This window comes from Sphingosinicella sp., assembly GCF_013911755.1.
Lineage (GTDB): Bacteria > Pseudomonadota > Alphaproteobacteria > Sphingomonadales > Sphingomonadaceae > Sphingosinicella.
In genome coordinates this window covers 42,474-56,268 of sequence record NZ_JACESP010000002.1, presented here as the reverse complement: position 1 = coordinate 56,268, position 13,795 = coordinate 42,474, and the positions used below count along the sequence as shown (strand labels likewise).

Here is a 13,795-nt window from a genome sequence, read left to right as displayed (position 1 = left end):
GTTTTGTTCCAAGCGCGCAAGCACTTTTGTTCTATTTTCGTTCTTTACTTGGCAGCGACCGTCTCAGGGTTCGTGCGCGCCTTGCCGCGGGCGATCTCGTGCCGCACCTTGTCGGAAAGTTCCTGCACAGAGAACGGCTTGGCGAGAAATGCCACGTCGGGGACGTCGATCGACTTCCTCAGCTGTTCCTCGGCGTAGCCGGACATGAAGATGATCTTGAGGTCCGGGAAGGTTTTTCGCGCGTGCTGGACAAGCGTAGGCCCGTCCATCGTGGGCATCACCACGTCGGAAATCAGCAGATCCACCCCCTCGGGCATTCGTTCCAGAATCTCCAGCGCCTCTTCGCCGTGCCCGGCGGTCAGCACCTCGTAGCCCTTGCGCGTCAGCGCGCGCTCGGCGACGGCGCGGACCATCGCCTCGTCCTCCACGAGCAGGATCTTGCCCTGCCCCCACGGATCGCCGCCGTCCGCGCCCGCGGCGGCGGCCGCGGCCTCCGGCAGCGCTTCCTGCGCGGGCAGGTAGATCGTGAACGTGGTGCCGCCGGCGACGACGCTGTCTGCAAAGATGTAGCCGCCCGACTGCTTGACGATGCCGTACACCGTGGAAAGGCCGAGGCCGGTGCCGCGCCCGACTTCCTTGGTGGTGAAGAATGGCTCGAAGATCTTGCCGAGAATCTCGGGCGAGATGCCGGTGCCCGTGTCCTTCACAGCGATCGCGACATATTCCCCCGAAGGCATTCCCTCGCGGTCGAGCTTCTTCGCCTCGCGCGCCGAAACCGCGAAGGTCGAGATCGTGAGCTCGCCGCCTTCGGGCATCGCATCGCGCGCGTTCACGGCGAGGTTGACGATCACCTGCTCCATCTGGCCGGGGTCGGCGCGCACCGGCGCGAGGCTGCGGCCGTGCTTCACGGTCAGCGTCACCGTCTCGCCGAGCAGGCGCTTCAGGAGATGGCTGAGTTCACCGACGATGTCCGACACGTGGATGAGCTGTGGGCGCAGCGTCTGCTGGCGCGAGAAAGCGAGCAGCTGGCGCACGAGGTTCGCGGCGCGGTTCGCGTTCTGGCGGATCTGGTTGATGTCGTCGAAATCGCTGTCGCCCGGCGTGTGGCGGAGCAGCATCAGGTCGCAGTAGCCGATGACGGCGGTGAGGATGTTGTTGAAGTCGTGCGCGACGCCGCCCGCGAGCTGGCCCACGGCCTGCATCTTGGTGGCTTGCGCGATCTGTTTTTCGAGTTTCAGCTGTTCCTGATTGTCCTTGAGCGACAGGACGACGGCCGGGCCACCCGCGCCCGGCGCCTTGCCCACGGTGAGCGCCACAGGCTCCTCGGGCTTGTGCTTCAGCCGGACGCGCAGGTCGCGCGCCCGCTCGATGGAGGCGGCCGCGCGGCGCACCGCGTCCGACACCATCGTCTTGTCCTCATCGACGACAAGATCGCTCGGGTAGCGCAGTTCGCTCCCCTCCTCGACCCCCGCGATGGCGGCGAAACTCTCGTTCATGAACGTGAAGCGGCCGTCGCGATCGGCGAGCGCGAGCCCGATGGGCAGCACCGAAAGCAACGCAGGCAGGCTGTCTGGCACAGGCGTCACGGCCTCCGCCGCCGCGCTGCCTTCGCGCAGGATCAGGAACACGTAGGCGCTTGTACCCGCCTCTTTCTGGTTGCCGAGCGGGAGTTCGATGAGGCGCACGGGAATGCTCGCGCCGCCGCCGGTCTTCATGCGCCGTGCGCCGTCCTCCCCCGCCTCCAGAATATCGACGAGGTTGGTCGGCACGCGCCCTGCGGTGCCGGTGATGGCGTTCTTGAAGGCGCCGTTCGCCGCGATGATCTCGCCGGAGGGGTCGGCCATAACAACCATTAGCCCGGCGCTGCCGAGCCAGATGCCCGCCGGACCTTCGAGCAGCGCGACCGTGTCGTCCATTGCCTTCTCGGCAGTGCCGCGCCTGAGCGTCCACAAGAGATAGTTCCGCGCGGTATCGGCGGGCCGCACCGACACGCGCAGTTTGCGACGCGCACCGCTGACGGCCTGTTCGATCTCGGCAAAGCCGTTTCCGTCGCGCCGTGCCTGCTCGGCAATGTTGGTTAGGCGGCGGCGGCTCGCCTCGTCCTCGCCCGCAAGGTCGAAGGGCGAAGGATAACCGTCGCAGCGTGTGCCGTAAGCGGCATTCGCGCAGACGAGCTTGCCCTCCGCATCGGTCACGGCGAGCGCATCGCTGCGCGAATCGAGCGCGGTGCGCATCATCGTCCAGTCGATGCCCCCCGCGCCCCGCCGCGCCCTGCCCAGCGCCGAGAAATAGGCGACGACCGCTGATGCAAGGATCATCGCACCGTAGAGAGAGGCGATTTCCCACGAATCCATCGCCCATCCCACGAGCACGGTGGAAACGAGGCCGAGCAGCACCGCGCCCGCTATCACCAGGGCCATGTGGCGCTGCGCACCGGGCAGGCGCGGCCATTCGATCGGATCGGGAAGATCCTCGCTGCTGGCTGGAAACCGGGAGTCGGTACGCATCGTCATCGTGTCGTGGTCATCCGCGCAAGGCCGCTTCCGGTCAAGCCCGCTCGCGCGGAACGGATGCTGGGCCGGGCCGGCCACACGATCGACACTTCAGACGGGCATCCGCAGCAGGTCGCGGTAGGCCGCGATCAGCCTGTCGTCTGCAACGCAGGGCGCGGCGGCAGGCATGGCGCGCAAAGCGGGCTGCACGAGCACGGGCGGCAATGCCCTGCGCGACGTCTGGGGGTGAAACGCACCCGCCAGCTTCGCGACGATGATTTCCGCAAGAGAGGGCCCGCGCTCTGTCATGCCTCACCTTCGCCGGTTCATGGATAATTTCGGGTTAACCTCTGGATGAAGTTTTTCCCGTGGCTCCAGCAGTTTCTCTGCTTTGCACAAAGCCGTGCAGCCGTCTAAGCGCATCGCCATGACCCCCGCCGACGCCGAGGATAGAACGTCCGTCTTCGCGATACCCGATTATCGCTATTTCTGGATCACCAAGCTCGCCTCGACGACGTCGCAGATGATCCTCGTCATTGTGATCGGCTGGATGGTCTACGACATCGCGCGCGAGACGATGCCGGAGCGCGAGGCCGCATTCCTGCTCGGCATGGTGGGCCTTGCTCAGTTCCTGCCGCTGTTCGTGCTGTCACTCGTCGTCGGCTACATCGCCGACCGGGTGGACCGCCGCTACATCGTGCGCGGGGCGCTCGCACTTGAAATGCTGTGCGCGGCGGGCCTCGGCGCGCTGGAACTCACGGGCGACATCACGATTCCCGCGCTCTTCATCGTGGCGGCATTGCTCGGTGTCGGGCGGGCGTTCGCGTCGCCGGCGCTTTCGGCGCTCGCGCCCAACCTCGTCCCGGTGCGGATGCTGCCGACCGCGATCGCGTGGAACTCGATCGGCTGGCAGGTGGGCGCGATCGGCGGTCCGGCGATGGGCGGCTATCTGTATGCAGCGAACCCTGCCGCGCCGCTCGTCGTCTCGGCGGCGATGCTGACGATCAGCCTCATCGCCATGTTCCTCATTTCGCGCGTGCCGCTGCCGACAGCCGAAGCCACGGCGAGCCCGATCGAATCGGTGATGAACGGGCTTCGCTACGTGCGCGACAACAAGGTGGTGCTGGGCGCGATCTCGCTCGATCTCTTCGCCGTGCTGCTCGGCGGCGTCACAGCGCTGCTGCCTGTATACGCGCGCGACATTCTCGCCGTCGGCCCCGAAGGTCTCGGCCACCTGCGTGCCGCGCCTGCCGTGGGCGCGGCCATTGTGGCGCTCTGGCTCTCGCGGCGGCCGCTCGCGCGGCATGTCGGCATCAAGATGTTCGTGTGCGTCGCCATCTTCGGCATCGCGATTGTCGTCTTCGGCCTGTCGCGCGACCTCTGGCTGTCGCTCGGCGCCCTCGGCGTGCTCGGCGCGGCGGACATGGTGAGCGTCTACGTGCGCTCCTCGCTGATCCAGATCTACACGCCGGACGCGATGCGCGGCCGGGTGTCGTCGGTCTCGATGCTGTTCATCTCCGCGTCGAATGAGCTGGGCGAGGCCCGATCCGGCCTCACCGCCGCGTGGTTCGGCCCTGTCGAGGCGGTGGTGATCGGGGGCATCGGCACCATCGTCGTTACCGCACTCTGGGCTTGGCGCTTTCCAGAGCTTCGCCGAGCCGATAGTTTTGATGTTCCGGGCGCACTCAAGGAGAGATCGACATGAAGGCAGCAAGCATACTGGAAACGATCGGCGGCACGCCGCACATCCGGGTGAACCGCCTGTTCGGACCGGACGCATCGGTGTGGGTGAAGTCGGAGCGGTCCAACCCGGGCGGCTCGATCAAGGACCGCATCGCGCTCGCGATGATCGAGGACGCTGAAGCTTCCGGCGCACTCAAACCCGGCGGCACGATCGTGGAGCCCACCTCGGGCAACACGGGCATCGGCCTTGCGATGGTCGCTGCCGTCAAAGGCTACCGCCTCGTGCTGGTGATGCCCGAATCGATGTCGCTGGAACGTCGCCGCCTCATGCTCGCTTACGGCGCGACCTTCGACCTGACGCCGCGCGAGAAGGGCATGAAGGGTGCCATCGAGCGCGCCGTGGAAATCGTCGGCTCGACCCCCGACGCATGGATGCCGCAGCAGTTCGAAAACCCCGCGAACGTCACCGCGCACGTGAAGACGACGACGCAGGAAATCCTCGCCGATTTCCCGGACGGGCTCGACGCGATCATCACCGGTGTCGGCACCGGCGGGCACATCACCGCCTGCGCCAAGGTGCTGAAGCCGAAGATGCCCGGCCTCAAGGTTTATGCCGTGGAACCGACGCTCTCCCCCGTACTCTCGGGCGGCCAGCCGGGTCCGCACCCGATTCAGGGCATCGGCGCGGGCTTCGTGCCAGGCGTGATGGATACGGCGCTGCTTGACGGCATCATCCAGGTCGCGCCGGACGACGCCAAGGAAATGGCCCGCCGCTCCGCGCGCGAGGAAGGAACGCTTGTTGGGATTTCATCGGGCGCGACACTCGCCGCGATCCGCCAGCACCTCGAAAAGAATCCGAAGCACCGCGTGCTCGGCTTCAACTACGACACCGGCGAGCGCTACTTGTCGGTGCCGGACTTCTTGCCGGAGTGAGCTGACGCCGACGGCGTCGGCGTCTGGTCGCTGCGGATCGCGCTACGCCAGACGCTGACGTCGTCGGACGAACCCTGCTCCGTCACCGCCTGCTGGAAGTCCAGCATCTGCGGTACTTCGTTCATCGACATGGCGACCGTCAGGTGCTCGCCCTGGCGCCGTTTCTTCAGCACGTCGAAGCCGGAGGCGAGCAGTGCTTCGATATTGTTGTTCCGCGCAGCCGACGTCGGCGCGCCGAGCACGACCGCGATCAGCCGGCGCCCATCGCGCACCGCTGACGCGGCAAGCGTGAAGCCGGAGGCATTTGTGTAGCCGGTCTTGATCCCGTCGAGACCGACGAACTTGCCGAGCAGCTTGTTATGATTGGGCATCACCGTGCCCTGGAAGTTGAACTGCTGCTCCGAAAAATACGGATAATACTGCGGGAAATCGCGGATCAGCGCCTTCGAAAGCGTGGCGAGGTCGCGCGCAGTCGTGTGGTGCGCGGCGTTCGGCAGGCCCGAAGCATTGAAGAAGGCACTGCTGTTCATGCCGAGCGCCTTCGCCTTCTCGGTCATGGCGCGCGCGAAAATGACCTCAGAGCCATCGAGCCTTTCGGCAAGCGCGACCGCGACGTCGTTTGCCGACTTGGTGGTGAGCGCGCGAACCGCCTGTTCCACGGTAATCCATCCGCCACGCGGCACACCAAGCTTGGAGGGCGGCTGCGCCGCGGCGTTGGCCGAGAAATAGACCTTGTCGCTCATCTTCAGCTCTTTGCGCTCGAGCGCATCGAACGTCAGGTAGAGCGTCATCACCTTGGTGATCGAGGCGGGGTGGCGGGCTTCATCGGGATTGCGCGCGTAGAGCACCTCGCCGCTGTCCGCATCGACAAGGATGGCTGCATACTTGGAAACGGAAACAAGGCTGGCGGCTGTGGCCGGCTGGGGCGCGATTGGCACACCCACAAAAATGGAAACAATGAACGCGACGATCAAATGCAGACGCATGATCGCTAGTCTCCCACCCGCCGCCCGCGCCCCCGCGCAGGCTACTCAAACTCCACTACCGTGCCAGAATGAGGCAAATGCGCCATTCTGAAAAGCCCTTTAAACGAACGGAGCCGAAACGTGCGACGACCTGAGTCAAATCTGCGCCGTTCCGAATCTCGTTAAGCGCCTTTGACGTCAAACATGCGGATTCAAACTTAAGAAGCGCTGAACATATTTTCCAAAGCAAAAGGGGCCGCCGTTTCCGGCAGCCCCGCGCAAATCTGAAAGCCTGTTGCTTAGGCCGCCTGTTTCAGCTTCGCATTGCCGTAGAAGGTCTCACCCTTCGCCGCCATGTCGCGCAACAGCTGCGGCGGCGCGAAGCGTTCACCGTATTGCTGCGTCAGGCGATCGAGCGTGCGGACAACCTCGTCGAGGCCGATCGTATCCATCATGCTGAACGGTCCGCCGGTATGCGGCATGAAGCCCCAGCCGAAGATCGCGCCAAGATCGCCGTCCTCGGGCGTCTCCAGCACGCCTTCCGCGAAGCAGCGTGCGCATTCCACGAGCTGGCGGTAGGTGAGCCGGGTTTTGACCTCCTCCGGCGCAGGCTGTTCGCCACCAGCCTTCTGGCCGAAGGTCTTGCCCAGGTCAGCCCACAGCACCTTCTTGCCGTCTTCGGGATAATCGTAGTAGCCCTTGCCCGCCTTGCGACCGAGACGGCCGAGCGCGACCATCTTCTCGATGACGTCATCGGCCGCGGTGCCCTTGTAGGCATCGCCGAGGTCTTTCTTCGTCTGCAGCATGACCTTATGGCCAAGTTCGATCGAAACCTCGTCGAACACCGCGAGCGGCCCCACCGGCATACCCATCTGCTTGCCGATATTCTCGACGAGCGCTGGGTTCACGCCCTCGCCGACCATCACCGAACCTTCGGCCGTGTACGTTCCGAAGCAGCGCGACGTGTAGAAGCCGCGGCTGTCGTTGACGACGATCGGCGTCTTCTTGATCTGCGCGACGTAATCCAGCGCCTTTGCAATGGCTTCCGGTCCGGTCTTCTCGCCGACGATGATCTCCACGAGCGGCATTTTCTCAACCGGCGAAAAGAAGTGTACGCCGATGAAGTTTTCAGGTCGCGTCCACGCCTTGGCGAGGCTGGTGATCGGCAGCGTCGAGGTGTTGGAGCCGAAGATCGTGTCGGCACCGACGACAGCTTCCGTCTTCTGCGTCGTCTCCGCCTTGATGGCGCGATCCTCGAACACCGCCTCGATGATGAAGTCGCAGCCCTTCAGGTCCGCGAAGTCGGTCGTCGGGAGGATGCGGGCAAGGATTTCGTCCAGCTTCTCCTTCGGCAGCCGCTTCAGCTTGTCCGCGGTGTAGGCTTTACCCTTCTCCGCCGCTTCGATGCTGCGGTCGAGCAGCACGACCTCAATGCCCGCGCGCGCTGAAACAAGCGCGATGCCCGCCCCCATCATGCCTGCGCCGAGCATACCGAGCTTCTTCGTCGGCATCCTCGCGACACCTTTCGGACGCCGCGCGCCTTTCTCGGCCGCCTGCTTGTTGACGAACAGGCTGCGGACCATGTTCATCGCCTGCGGATCAGCGGCGACCTTGGCGAAATACTTGCTCTCGATGCGGATGGCGAGGTCCATGGGCACCTGCGATCCTTCATAGACCGCCGACATGATCGCGCGCGGCGCGTTCATGTTGCCGTTGGTCATCTTGAGCACCATGGCGTTCCCGCCCACGAACGTCTGGATGAAGGCCGGGTTGAACTGGCCCACGCCGCCGGGGAACTTGAAGCCCTTCTGGTCCCACGGCTGCTCACCCTTCGTCGGGTTCGCCTTCACCCAGGCCTTGGCCTTAGCGACAACCTCGTCGGCGGGGGCAAGCTCGTTTGCGACGCCGAAGCCGAGGGCTTCCTGTGGCGACATGGATTTGCCCTGAAGCAGATACATCGAAGCCGCCTGAATCCCCATCAGGCGCGGCAGGCGCTGCGTGCCGCCCGCGCCGGGGAACAGGCCGACCATCACTTCGGGCAGACCCAGTTGCAGCTTCGGATTGTCGGCAACGACGCGGTAGTGGCAGGCGAGGCAAAGCTCGAGACCGCCCCCGAGCGCGATGCCGTTGATCGCCGCCGCCACGGGCTTGCCGCTCGTTTCCAGACGGCGGAACAGGCGGTTCAGCGTGAACACGCCATCGAACAGCTTCGCCATATTCGGTTTGCCGCCGACGCCTTCACTACCTCCGGAGAGCGCGCCGCCCATGCCCTTGAGGTCGGCGCCAGCCATGAAGCCGCTCGGCTTGCCGCTGGTGATGACGGCGCCCTTGATGGCTTCGTCCTTCTCGATCATCCCGATCATGGTGTCGAAGTCGCGCGTCAACTCGGCGGTGATGACATTCATCGATTGGCCGGGCACATCGATCGTGAACAGCGCGACACCGTCGGCGTCGAGGTCGTACTTGATGGTTTCCATGGTCATTCTCGTCCCCTCCGCTCGCTCAGATACGCTCGATGATCGTGCCGGTGCCCATGCCCGCGCCGACGCACAGGTTGATGAGAGCAGTGCCCTTGCCCGTGCGTTCCAGCTCGTCGAGCACGGTGCCGAGGATCATGGCGCCGGTGGCGCCCAGCGGATGGCCCATCGCGATCGCGCCACCGTTCACGTTGATCTTGTCATGCGGGATATTCAGTGCCTGCATGTAGCGTAGCACGACGCTGGCAAAGGCCTCGTTCAGCTCGAAAAGGTCGATGTCCGAGGTGTCCATGCCCGCGCGCTTCAGCACCTTCCGCGCGACGAACTCGGGGCCGGTGAGCATGATCGTCGGCTCTGAGCCGACCGAGCCCATGGCGCGGATGCGCGCACGTGGCTTGAGGCCGTACTTCTCGCCCATCGCCTTGCTGCCGACGAGCACCGCGGCGGCGCCGTCAACGATGCCGGAGCTGTTGCCGGCGTGGTGCACGTGGTTGATGCGCTCGACCTCCGGGTACTTCATCAGCGCGATGGCATCGAAGCCCGGCATCGTCTCGCCCATGTCGGCGAAACTGGCCTTCAGGCTGCCCAGCGACTGCATGTCGGCTTCGGGGCGCATATGTTCGTCGCGGTCGAGAACGACCTCGCCGATCACGTCGCGCACCGGCACGATGGAACGCGCAAAGCGGCCTTCGTCCCACGAGCGTTTCGCGCGCTTCTGGCTCTCAACCGCATAGGCGTCCACATCGTCGCGCGAGAAGCCGTATTTGGTCGCGATGAGGTCGGCGCCGATGCCCTGCGGCGCGAAGTAAAGTTTGTGCGCCACGGCAGGGTCCATCGCCCACGCGCCGCCGTCGGCGCCCATCGGGATGCGGGACATGGATTCGACGCCGCCGCCGATCGCGAACTCGGCCTCGCCCGCCATTACCTTGGCGGCGGCCATGTTCGTCGCTTCAAGGCCGGAGGCGCAGAAGCGGTTGATCTGCACGCCTGCGGTCGTCTGCGCATAGTCAGCGTTCAGCACGGCAACGCGCGCGATGTCCGATCCCTGCTCACCGATCGGCGCGACGCAGCCGAGCACGACGTCGTCGACATCGGCGGTGTCGATGGGGTTGCGGTCGCGCACGGCCTGCAACACCTGCGTCGCAAGCTGGATCGGCGTGATTTCGTGCAGGCTGCCGTTCGATTTGCCGCGTCCGCGCGGTGTCCTGACGGCATCGTAGATATAGGCTTCGGCCATTGGGTTTGCTCCTTTGTCTGTCAGGCGCGCGCGAATGCGTCGGCCGGAAGTGCCATGAGTGTCTCGGCGCCGGTTTCCAGCTTGCGGCGCAGGGCGCCCGCATCCGGCAGGTAGCGAGCACTATAGTAGCGGGCGGTCGTCAATTTAGCCTCGTAGAAAGAGGAGTCGGACGCGCCCGCTGCCAGCGCCGCCTGCGCCGCGCGCGCCATCTTCAGCCACATCCAGCCGAGCACGACGACGCCCATCAGATGCATGTAGGGCACGGCAGCCGCACCGGCATTGTTGGGATCTGCCATGCCGTTCTGCATCAGCCACATCGTCGCCGTCTGCAGCTCGTTCCCGGCCTTCTCCAACGCTTCGGCCATTGGCGCCAGCGCGGCGTCCGCCTTCGCGGCGGCAACCTCCTCGCCGATCGCGGCAGCGAGCAGCATCAGCCCCTTGCCGCCGTGGCGACCGAGCTTGCGGCCCACAAGGTCCATCGCCTGAACGCCGTTGGTGCCTTCATATATCTGGGCAATGCGCGCATCGCGGACGAACTGCTCCATGCCCCATTCGCCGACATAGCCGTGGCCCCCATACACCTGCTGCGCGTTCACCGCCGTCTCGAAGCCCTTGTCAGTCGTGTAGCCCTTGATGACGGGGGTGAGCAGGCTGATCAGCTCGTCGGCGTTGGCGCGTTCCTCCTCGGTCTGCGCCTTTTTCGAAAGGTCGACCTGCAGCGCCCCCCACAGCAGCAGCGCGCGGGCGCCCTCGGTAAACGCCTTGCCGTCCATCAGCATACGCCGCACGTCCGGGTGAACGATGATCGGATCGGCTTTCTCGCCGGGCTCGGCCGGGCCGGTCAGCGCCCGCCCCTGTCGCCGCTCCAGCGCGTAGGTGACGGCGTTCTGATAGGCGACCTCGCCCTGCGAAAGCCCCTGCAGCCCGACGCCGAGCCGCGCCACGTTCATCATGATGAACATGGCTTCCAGCCCGCGCTCCGGCTCGCCGACGAGATAGCCGGTCGCCTCGTCGTAGTTGAGCACGCAGGTCGCATTGCCGTGAATGCCCATCTTATGCTCGATGGCGCCGCAGGAAACGCCGTTGCGTGCGCCGAGGCTGCCGTCGTCGTTCACTAGAAACTTCGGCACGATGAACAGCGAAATGCCCTTCACGGTGTCGGGCGCACCCTCGCGCTTCGCCAGCACGAGGTGGATGATGTTCTCCGCAAGGTCGTGCTCGCCCGCCGAGATGAAGATCTTAGTGCCGGTGATCCTGTAGCTGCCGTCGCCTGCGTCCACCGCCTTGGTCCGGATCAGACCGAGGTCGGTGCCGCAGTGCGGCTCGGTCAGGTTCATGGTGCCGGTCCACTTGCCGGAAACCATGTTGGGCAGGTACTTCTGCTTCTGTTCGTCCGAACCCTTCACCTCGATGGAGGCGATCGCGCCGGCAGTGAGACCGGGGTACATCGCGAACGCCATGCCGGCGGAGCTCAGATACTCCTCGAACGCCATGCTGATCGTGTACGGCAGGCCCTGCCCCCCGAACTCCGGGCTCATGTGCAGCGTGCCCCAGCCGCCCTCGACGAAGGCCTGATAAGCTTCCTTGTAGCCCTTCGGCGTCGTCACCGAGCCGTCCTCATGGCGCTTGCACCCCTCACGGTCGCCCGAGAAGTTGATCGGCTGCACGGCGCCTTCCACGAATTTTGCGCCTTCCTCAAGGATTGCGGCCACCATGTCGGGCGTCGCTTCCGAAAAGGTCGGCAGATTCGAATAGCGGTCGAGGCCGATCACCTCGTCGAGGATGAATTTGGTGTCGCGAACGGGCGCGCGGTAGGTGGGCATGTCAGGACTCCCCGGATTTGGCATTCGAGGGCAACAGGCCCTCCACAACGGCTACAAACTCCTGAAGCTCGGTGATCGTAGCATCGATATCGTTACGCTGGTTGGTCAAAACGCCGATCTGGCGGCGGCAAAGCTCCAGCGTGCGCTCCCGCTGACGGACGCGCCCGTCCCCCGCGTGGTAAAGGTCGAGGATTTCCTTGATCTCGGCAAGGCTGAAGCCGACGTTCTTGCCGCGCAGGATCCACGCCAGCCGGGCGCGGTCGCCGCGTGAATAGACGCGGCTCTGCCCCTGCCGCGCAGGCTCGATCAGCCCCTCACCCTCATAGAAGCGGATCGCGCGCGGCGTCACGCCGAACTCGGCGGCGAGATCGGTGATGGTGAAGGTTTCGTCCTCGCGAACGGCTTCCATCGGGCGCTGCGGCATGAGCGCCTGATTAGTTGACGTTTACGTAAACGTCAACCTACCTGCGTAAAGAAGCAGGTCCGTGCTCCGGTGTGGCAGGCAGGTCCGGCGGGCTCCACCTTCAGCCAGACCGCATCCTTGTCGCAATCGACATGGACCTCCACGACCCGCATCGTGTTCCCGCTCGTCGCGCCCTTGTGCCAGAGTTCCTGCCGCGAGCGCGACCAAAAGTGCGCCTCGCGCGTCTCCAGCGTCTTCGCATAGGCTTCGGCGTTCATGTGCGCGACCATCAGCAGTTCGCCGGTGGTGCTGTCGGTCACAATGGCCGTTACCAGCCCTTTATCGTCGAATTTCAGGTCCATCTGCTCCGCTTAGCGCGGGACCCGGCGGGTGGCCATAGCCGCCGCACTATGAAATAACGCCTGCTCAACCGACAGGAGGATATGATTTTCGGGTTAGACTTCGCTTTCACCGACCAGCCCTGGCTGCAGACCCTCACCGCGCTCGCCATTCTCGGCATCGTCGCTGCAGCCGCCAACTGGCTTTCCAAGGTCATCGTTCTTCAAGGTCTCAGTCGCGCACTGGCGCTCAGCCGGTTCGGGCAGGAGAAGCAGGCGCTTTCGCGCATCGCGTGGCGACTATCCTACCTGGTGCCGTCGATCATCGTGCAGATGGGCATTGCGGGCGTCCCCCACCTTTCGGAAACCACGCTCACCATCGTCCGCAATGTCGCGGTGGCCTTTTCGATCGTCACTATCGCGATGGCGATCAGCGCGGCGCTCACGCTGCTGAATGACGTCTACCAGCGCCGCGAGGATGCCGCCCAGCGCCCGATCAAGGGCTATGTGCAGGTGGGCAAGATTCTCATTTATTGCGCAGCAGCCGTGCTCGTCGTGTCGGCGCTGATGGACCGGTCACCGCTCATTCTGCTCTCCGGCCTCGGCGCGCTCGCCGCGGTGCTGATGCTGGTGTTTCAGGATACGATCCTTTCGCTCGTCGCCTCCATCCAGATCGCCTCGAACGACATGCTGCGCGTCGGCGACTGGATCGAGATGCCCGGTCAGAACGCGGACGGCGACGTCATCGATATTGCGCTTCATACCGTAAAAGTTCGCAATTGGGACAAGACCATCACCACCATCCCGACCAGCCGCCTCATCAAGGATGCGTTCAAGAACTGGCGCGGCATGTCCGAATCCGGCGTGCGCCGTATCAAGCGCGCCGTGCTGATCGATCAAACGAGCGTGGGTTTTCTGGACGAAGAGCAGATCGGCCGCCTGAAGCGTTTTGCGCTCATTGACGCCTATCTTGCCGAAAAGACGGAGGAAATCGGACGCTGGAACCGGAAGCGGGTTGCCGCCGAGCCCGTGAACACGCGGCGGCTTACCAATCTCGGCACGTTCCGGAACTATGTAGAGGCCTATCTACACGCGCATCCGCGCATCGAAACCGGGCAGACCACGATGGTGCGCCAGCTTTCGCCAACGCCGACCGGACTGCCGCTGGAACTTTACTGCTTCACCAACACGACCGCGTGGACGGAATACGAGGCGATCCAGTCCGACATCTTCGATCACCTGATCGCGATCCTGCCGGAATTCGGCCTGCGTCTATTCCAGGAACCCGCGGGGTACGACCTTGTCGGAGCCTTCGATCGCGCGGCCTGACCATGTCGCTGGCAACATGGCAGCCATGCATATGTGACAACCCCGCGACAAACCGGGCAAGGCACCCTATATGGACGCTCGAATCGCCCGCCCGCCACGGAGCGCCAAATGTTTG

11 protein-coding genes are annotated in these 13,795 nt (G+C 64.7%); 3 read left to right on the top strand and 8 right to left on the bottom strand.

Translation table 11 applies throughout. The features are described from left to right. Nucleotides 1–44: 44 nt before the first annotated feature. Together H2052_RS02030 and H2052_RS02025 are read right to left on the bottom strand one after the other, a co-directional pair. The gene (locus H2052_RS02030; protein WP_293777395.1) at nt 45–2,513 is read right to left on the bottom strand and encodes an ATP-binding protein; all 2,469 of its coding nucleotides are present in this window, start codon (nt 2,511–2,513) and stop codon (nt 45–47) included. 90 nt (nt 2,514–2,603) lie between these two features. Continuing rightward, a complete protein-coding gene (locus H2052_RS02025; protein ID WP_293777393.1) occupies nt 2,604–2,801 on the bottom strand; it encodes a hypothetical protein in 198 nt (65 codons plus the stop codon). A gap of 118 nt (nt 2,802–2,919) precedes the next feature. Here H2052_RS02025 and H2052_RS02020 point away from each other — a divergent pair, with 118 nt between their 5' ends. After that, nucleotides 2,920–4,197, top strand: coding sequence for an MFS transporter (locus H2052_RS02020; protein ID WP_293777390.1), 1,278 nt, complete (start codon nt 2,920–2,922; stop codon nt 4,195–4,197). Continuing rightward, the gene (gene cysK, locus H2052_RS02015; protein WP_293777388.1) at nt 4,194–5,108 is read left to right on the top strand and encodes a cysteine synthase A; all 915 of its coding nucleotides are present in this window, start codon (nt 4,194–4,196) and stop codon (nt 5,106–5,108) included. The genes H2052_RS02020 and cysK overlap by 4 nt, the downstream gene beginning before the upstream one ends. Here the strand turns inward: cysK and H2052_RS02010 are convergent. The 6 genes from H2052_RS02010 to hisI all read right to left on the bottom strand — a co-directional run bounded on the left by H2052_RS02010 (nt 5,075) and on the right by hisI (nt 12,375). After that, a complete protein-coding gene (locus H2052_RS02010) occupies nt 5,075–6,094 on the bottom strand; it encodes a D-alanyl-D-alanine carboxypeptidase family protein (protein WP_293777386.1) in 1,020 nt (339 codons plus the stop codon). The genes cysK and H2052_RS02010 overlap by 34 nt on opposite strands. A gap of 278 nt (nt 6,095–6,372) precedes the next feature. Continuing rightward, nucleotides 6,373–8,550: a 3-hydroxyacyl-CoA dehydrogenase NAD-binding domain-containing protein gene (locus tag H2052_RS02005; protein WP_293777937.1), complete on the bottom strand. Its 2,178-nt coding sequence runs from the start codon at nt 8,548–8,550 to the stop codon at nt 6,373–6,375. Nucleotides 8,551–8,575: 25 nt separating this feature from the next. Further along, on the bottom strand, nt 8,576–9,787 hold the full coding sequence (locus tag H2052_RS02000) for an acetyl-CoA C-acetyltransferase (protein ID WP_293777384.1): 1,212 nt from the start codon (nt 9,785–9,787) through the stop codon (nt 8,576–8,578). A gap of 20 nt (nt 9,788–9,807) precedes the next feature. After that, on the bottom strand, nt 9,808–11,610 hold the full coding sequence (locus tag H2052_RS01995; protein ID WP_293777382.1) for an acyl-CoA dehydrogenase C-terminal domain-containing protein: 1,803 nt from the start codon (nt 11,608–11,610) through the stop codon (nt 9,808–9,810). Between the two features lies 1 nt (nt 11,611). Further along, on the bottom strand, nt 11,612–12,034 hold the full coding sequence (locus H2052_RS01990) for a MerR family DNA-binding transcriptional regulator (protein WP_293777379.1): 423 nt from the start codon (nt 12,032–12,034) through the stop codon (nt 11,612–11,614). 32 nt (nt 12,035–12,066) lie between these two features. Further along, a complete protein-coding gene (gene hisI / locus H2052_RS01985) occupies nt 12,067–12,375 on the bottom strand; it encodes a phosphoribosyl-AMP cyclohydrolase (RefSeq protein WP_293777377.1) in 309 nt (102 codons plus the stop codon). Between the two features lie 81 nt (nt 12,376–12,456). Here hisI and H2052_RS01980 point away from each other — a divergent pair, with 81 nt between their 5' ends. Then, entirely contained in the window at nt 12,457–13,680 is a 1,224-nt protein-coding gene (locus H2052_RS01980) for a mechanosensitive ion channel family protein (protein WP_293777374.1), read from the top strand. Nucleotides 13,681–13,795 lie beyond the last annotated feature (115 nt).

What these genes read in the sequence shown, in the direction of transcription:
- H2052_RS02000 (WP_293777384.1), bottom strand. Translation starts at nt 9,787, where the DNA reads ATGGCCGAAGCCTATATCTACGATGCCGTCAGGACACCGCGCGGACGC.
- H2052_RS02010 (WP_293777386.1), bottom strand. Translation starts at nt 6,094, where the DNA reads ATGCGTCTGCATTTGATCGTCGCGTTCATTGTTTCCATTTTTGTGGGT.
- H2052_RS01995 (WP_293777382.1), bottom strand. Translation starts at nt 11,610, where the DNA reads ATGCCCACCTACCGCGCGCCCGTTCGCGACACCAAATTCATCCTCGAC.
- cysK (WP_293777388.1), top strand. Translation starts at nt 4,194, where the DNA reads ATGAAGGCAGCAAGCATACTGGAAACGATCGGCGGCACGCCGCACATC.
- H2052_RS02005 (WP_293777937.1), bottom strand. Translation starts at nt 8,550, where the DNA reads ATGGAAACCATCAAGTACGACCTCGACGCCGACGGTGTCGCGCTGTTC.
- H2052_RS02030 (WP_293777395.1), bottom strand. Translation starts at nt 2,513, where the DNA reads ATGACGATGCGTACCGACTCCCGGTTTCCAGCCAGCAGCGAGGATCTT.
- H2052_RS02025 (WP_293777393.1), bottom strand. Translation starts at nt 2,801, where the DNA reads ATGACAGAGCGCGGGCCCTCTCTTGCGGAAATCATCGTCGCGAAGCTG.
- hisI (WP_293777377.1), bottom strand. Translation starts at nt 12,375, where the DNA reads ATGGACCTGAAATTCGACGATAAAGGGCTGGTAACGGCCATTGTGACC.
- H2052_RS02020 (WP_293777390.1), top strand. Translation starts at nt 2,920, where the DNA reads ATGACCCCCGCCGACGCCGAGGATAGAACGTCCGTCTTCGCGATACCC.
- H2052_RS01980 (WP_293777374.1), top strand. Translation starts at nt 12,457, where the DNA reads ATGATTTTCGGGTTAGACTTCGCTTTCACCGACCAGCCCTGGCTGCAG.
- H2052_RS01990 (WP_293777379.1), bottom strand. Translation starts at nt 12,034, where the DNA reads ATGCCGCAGCGCCCGATGGAAGCCGTTCGCGAGGACGAAACCTTCACC.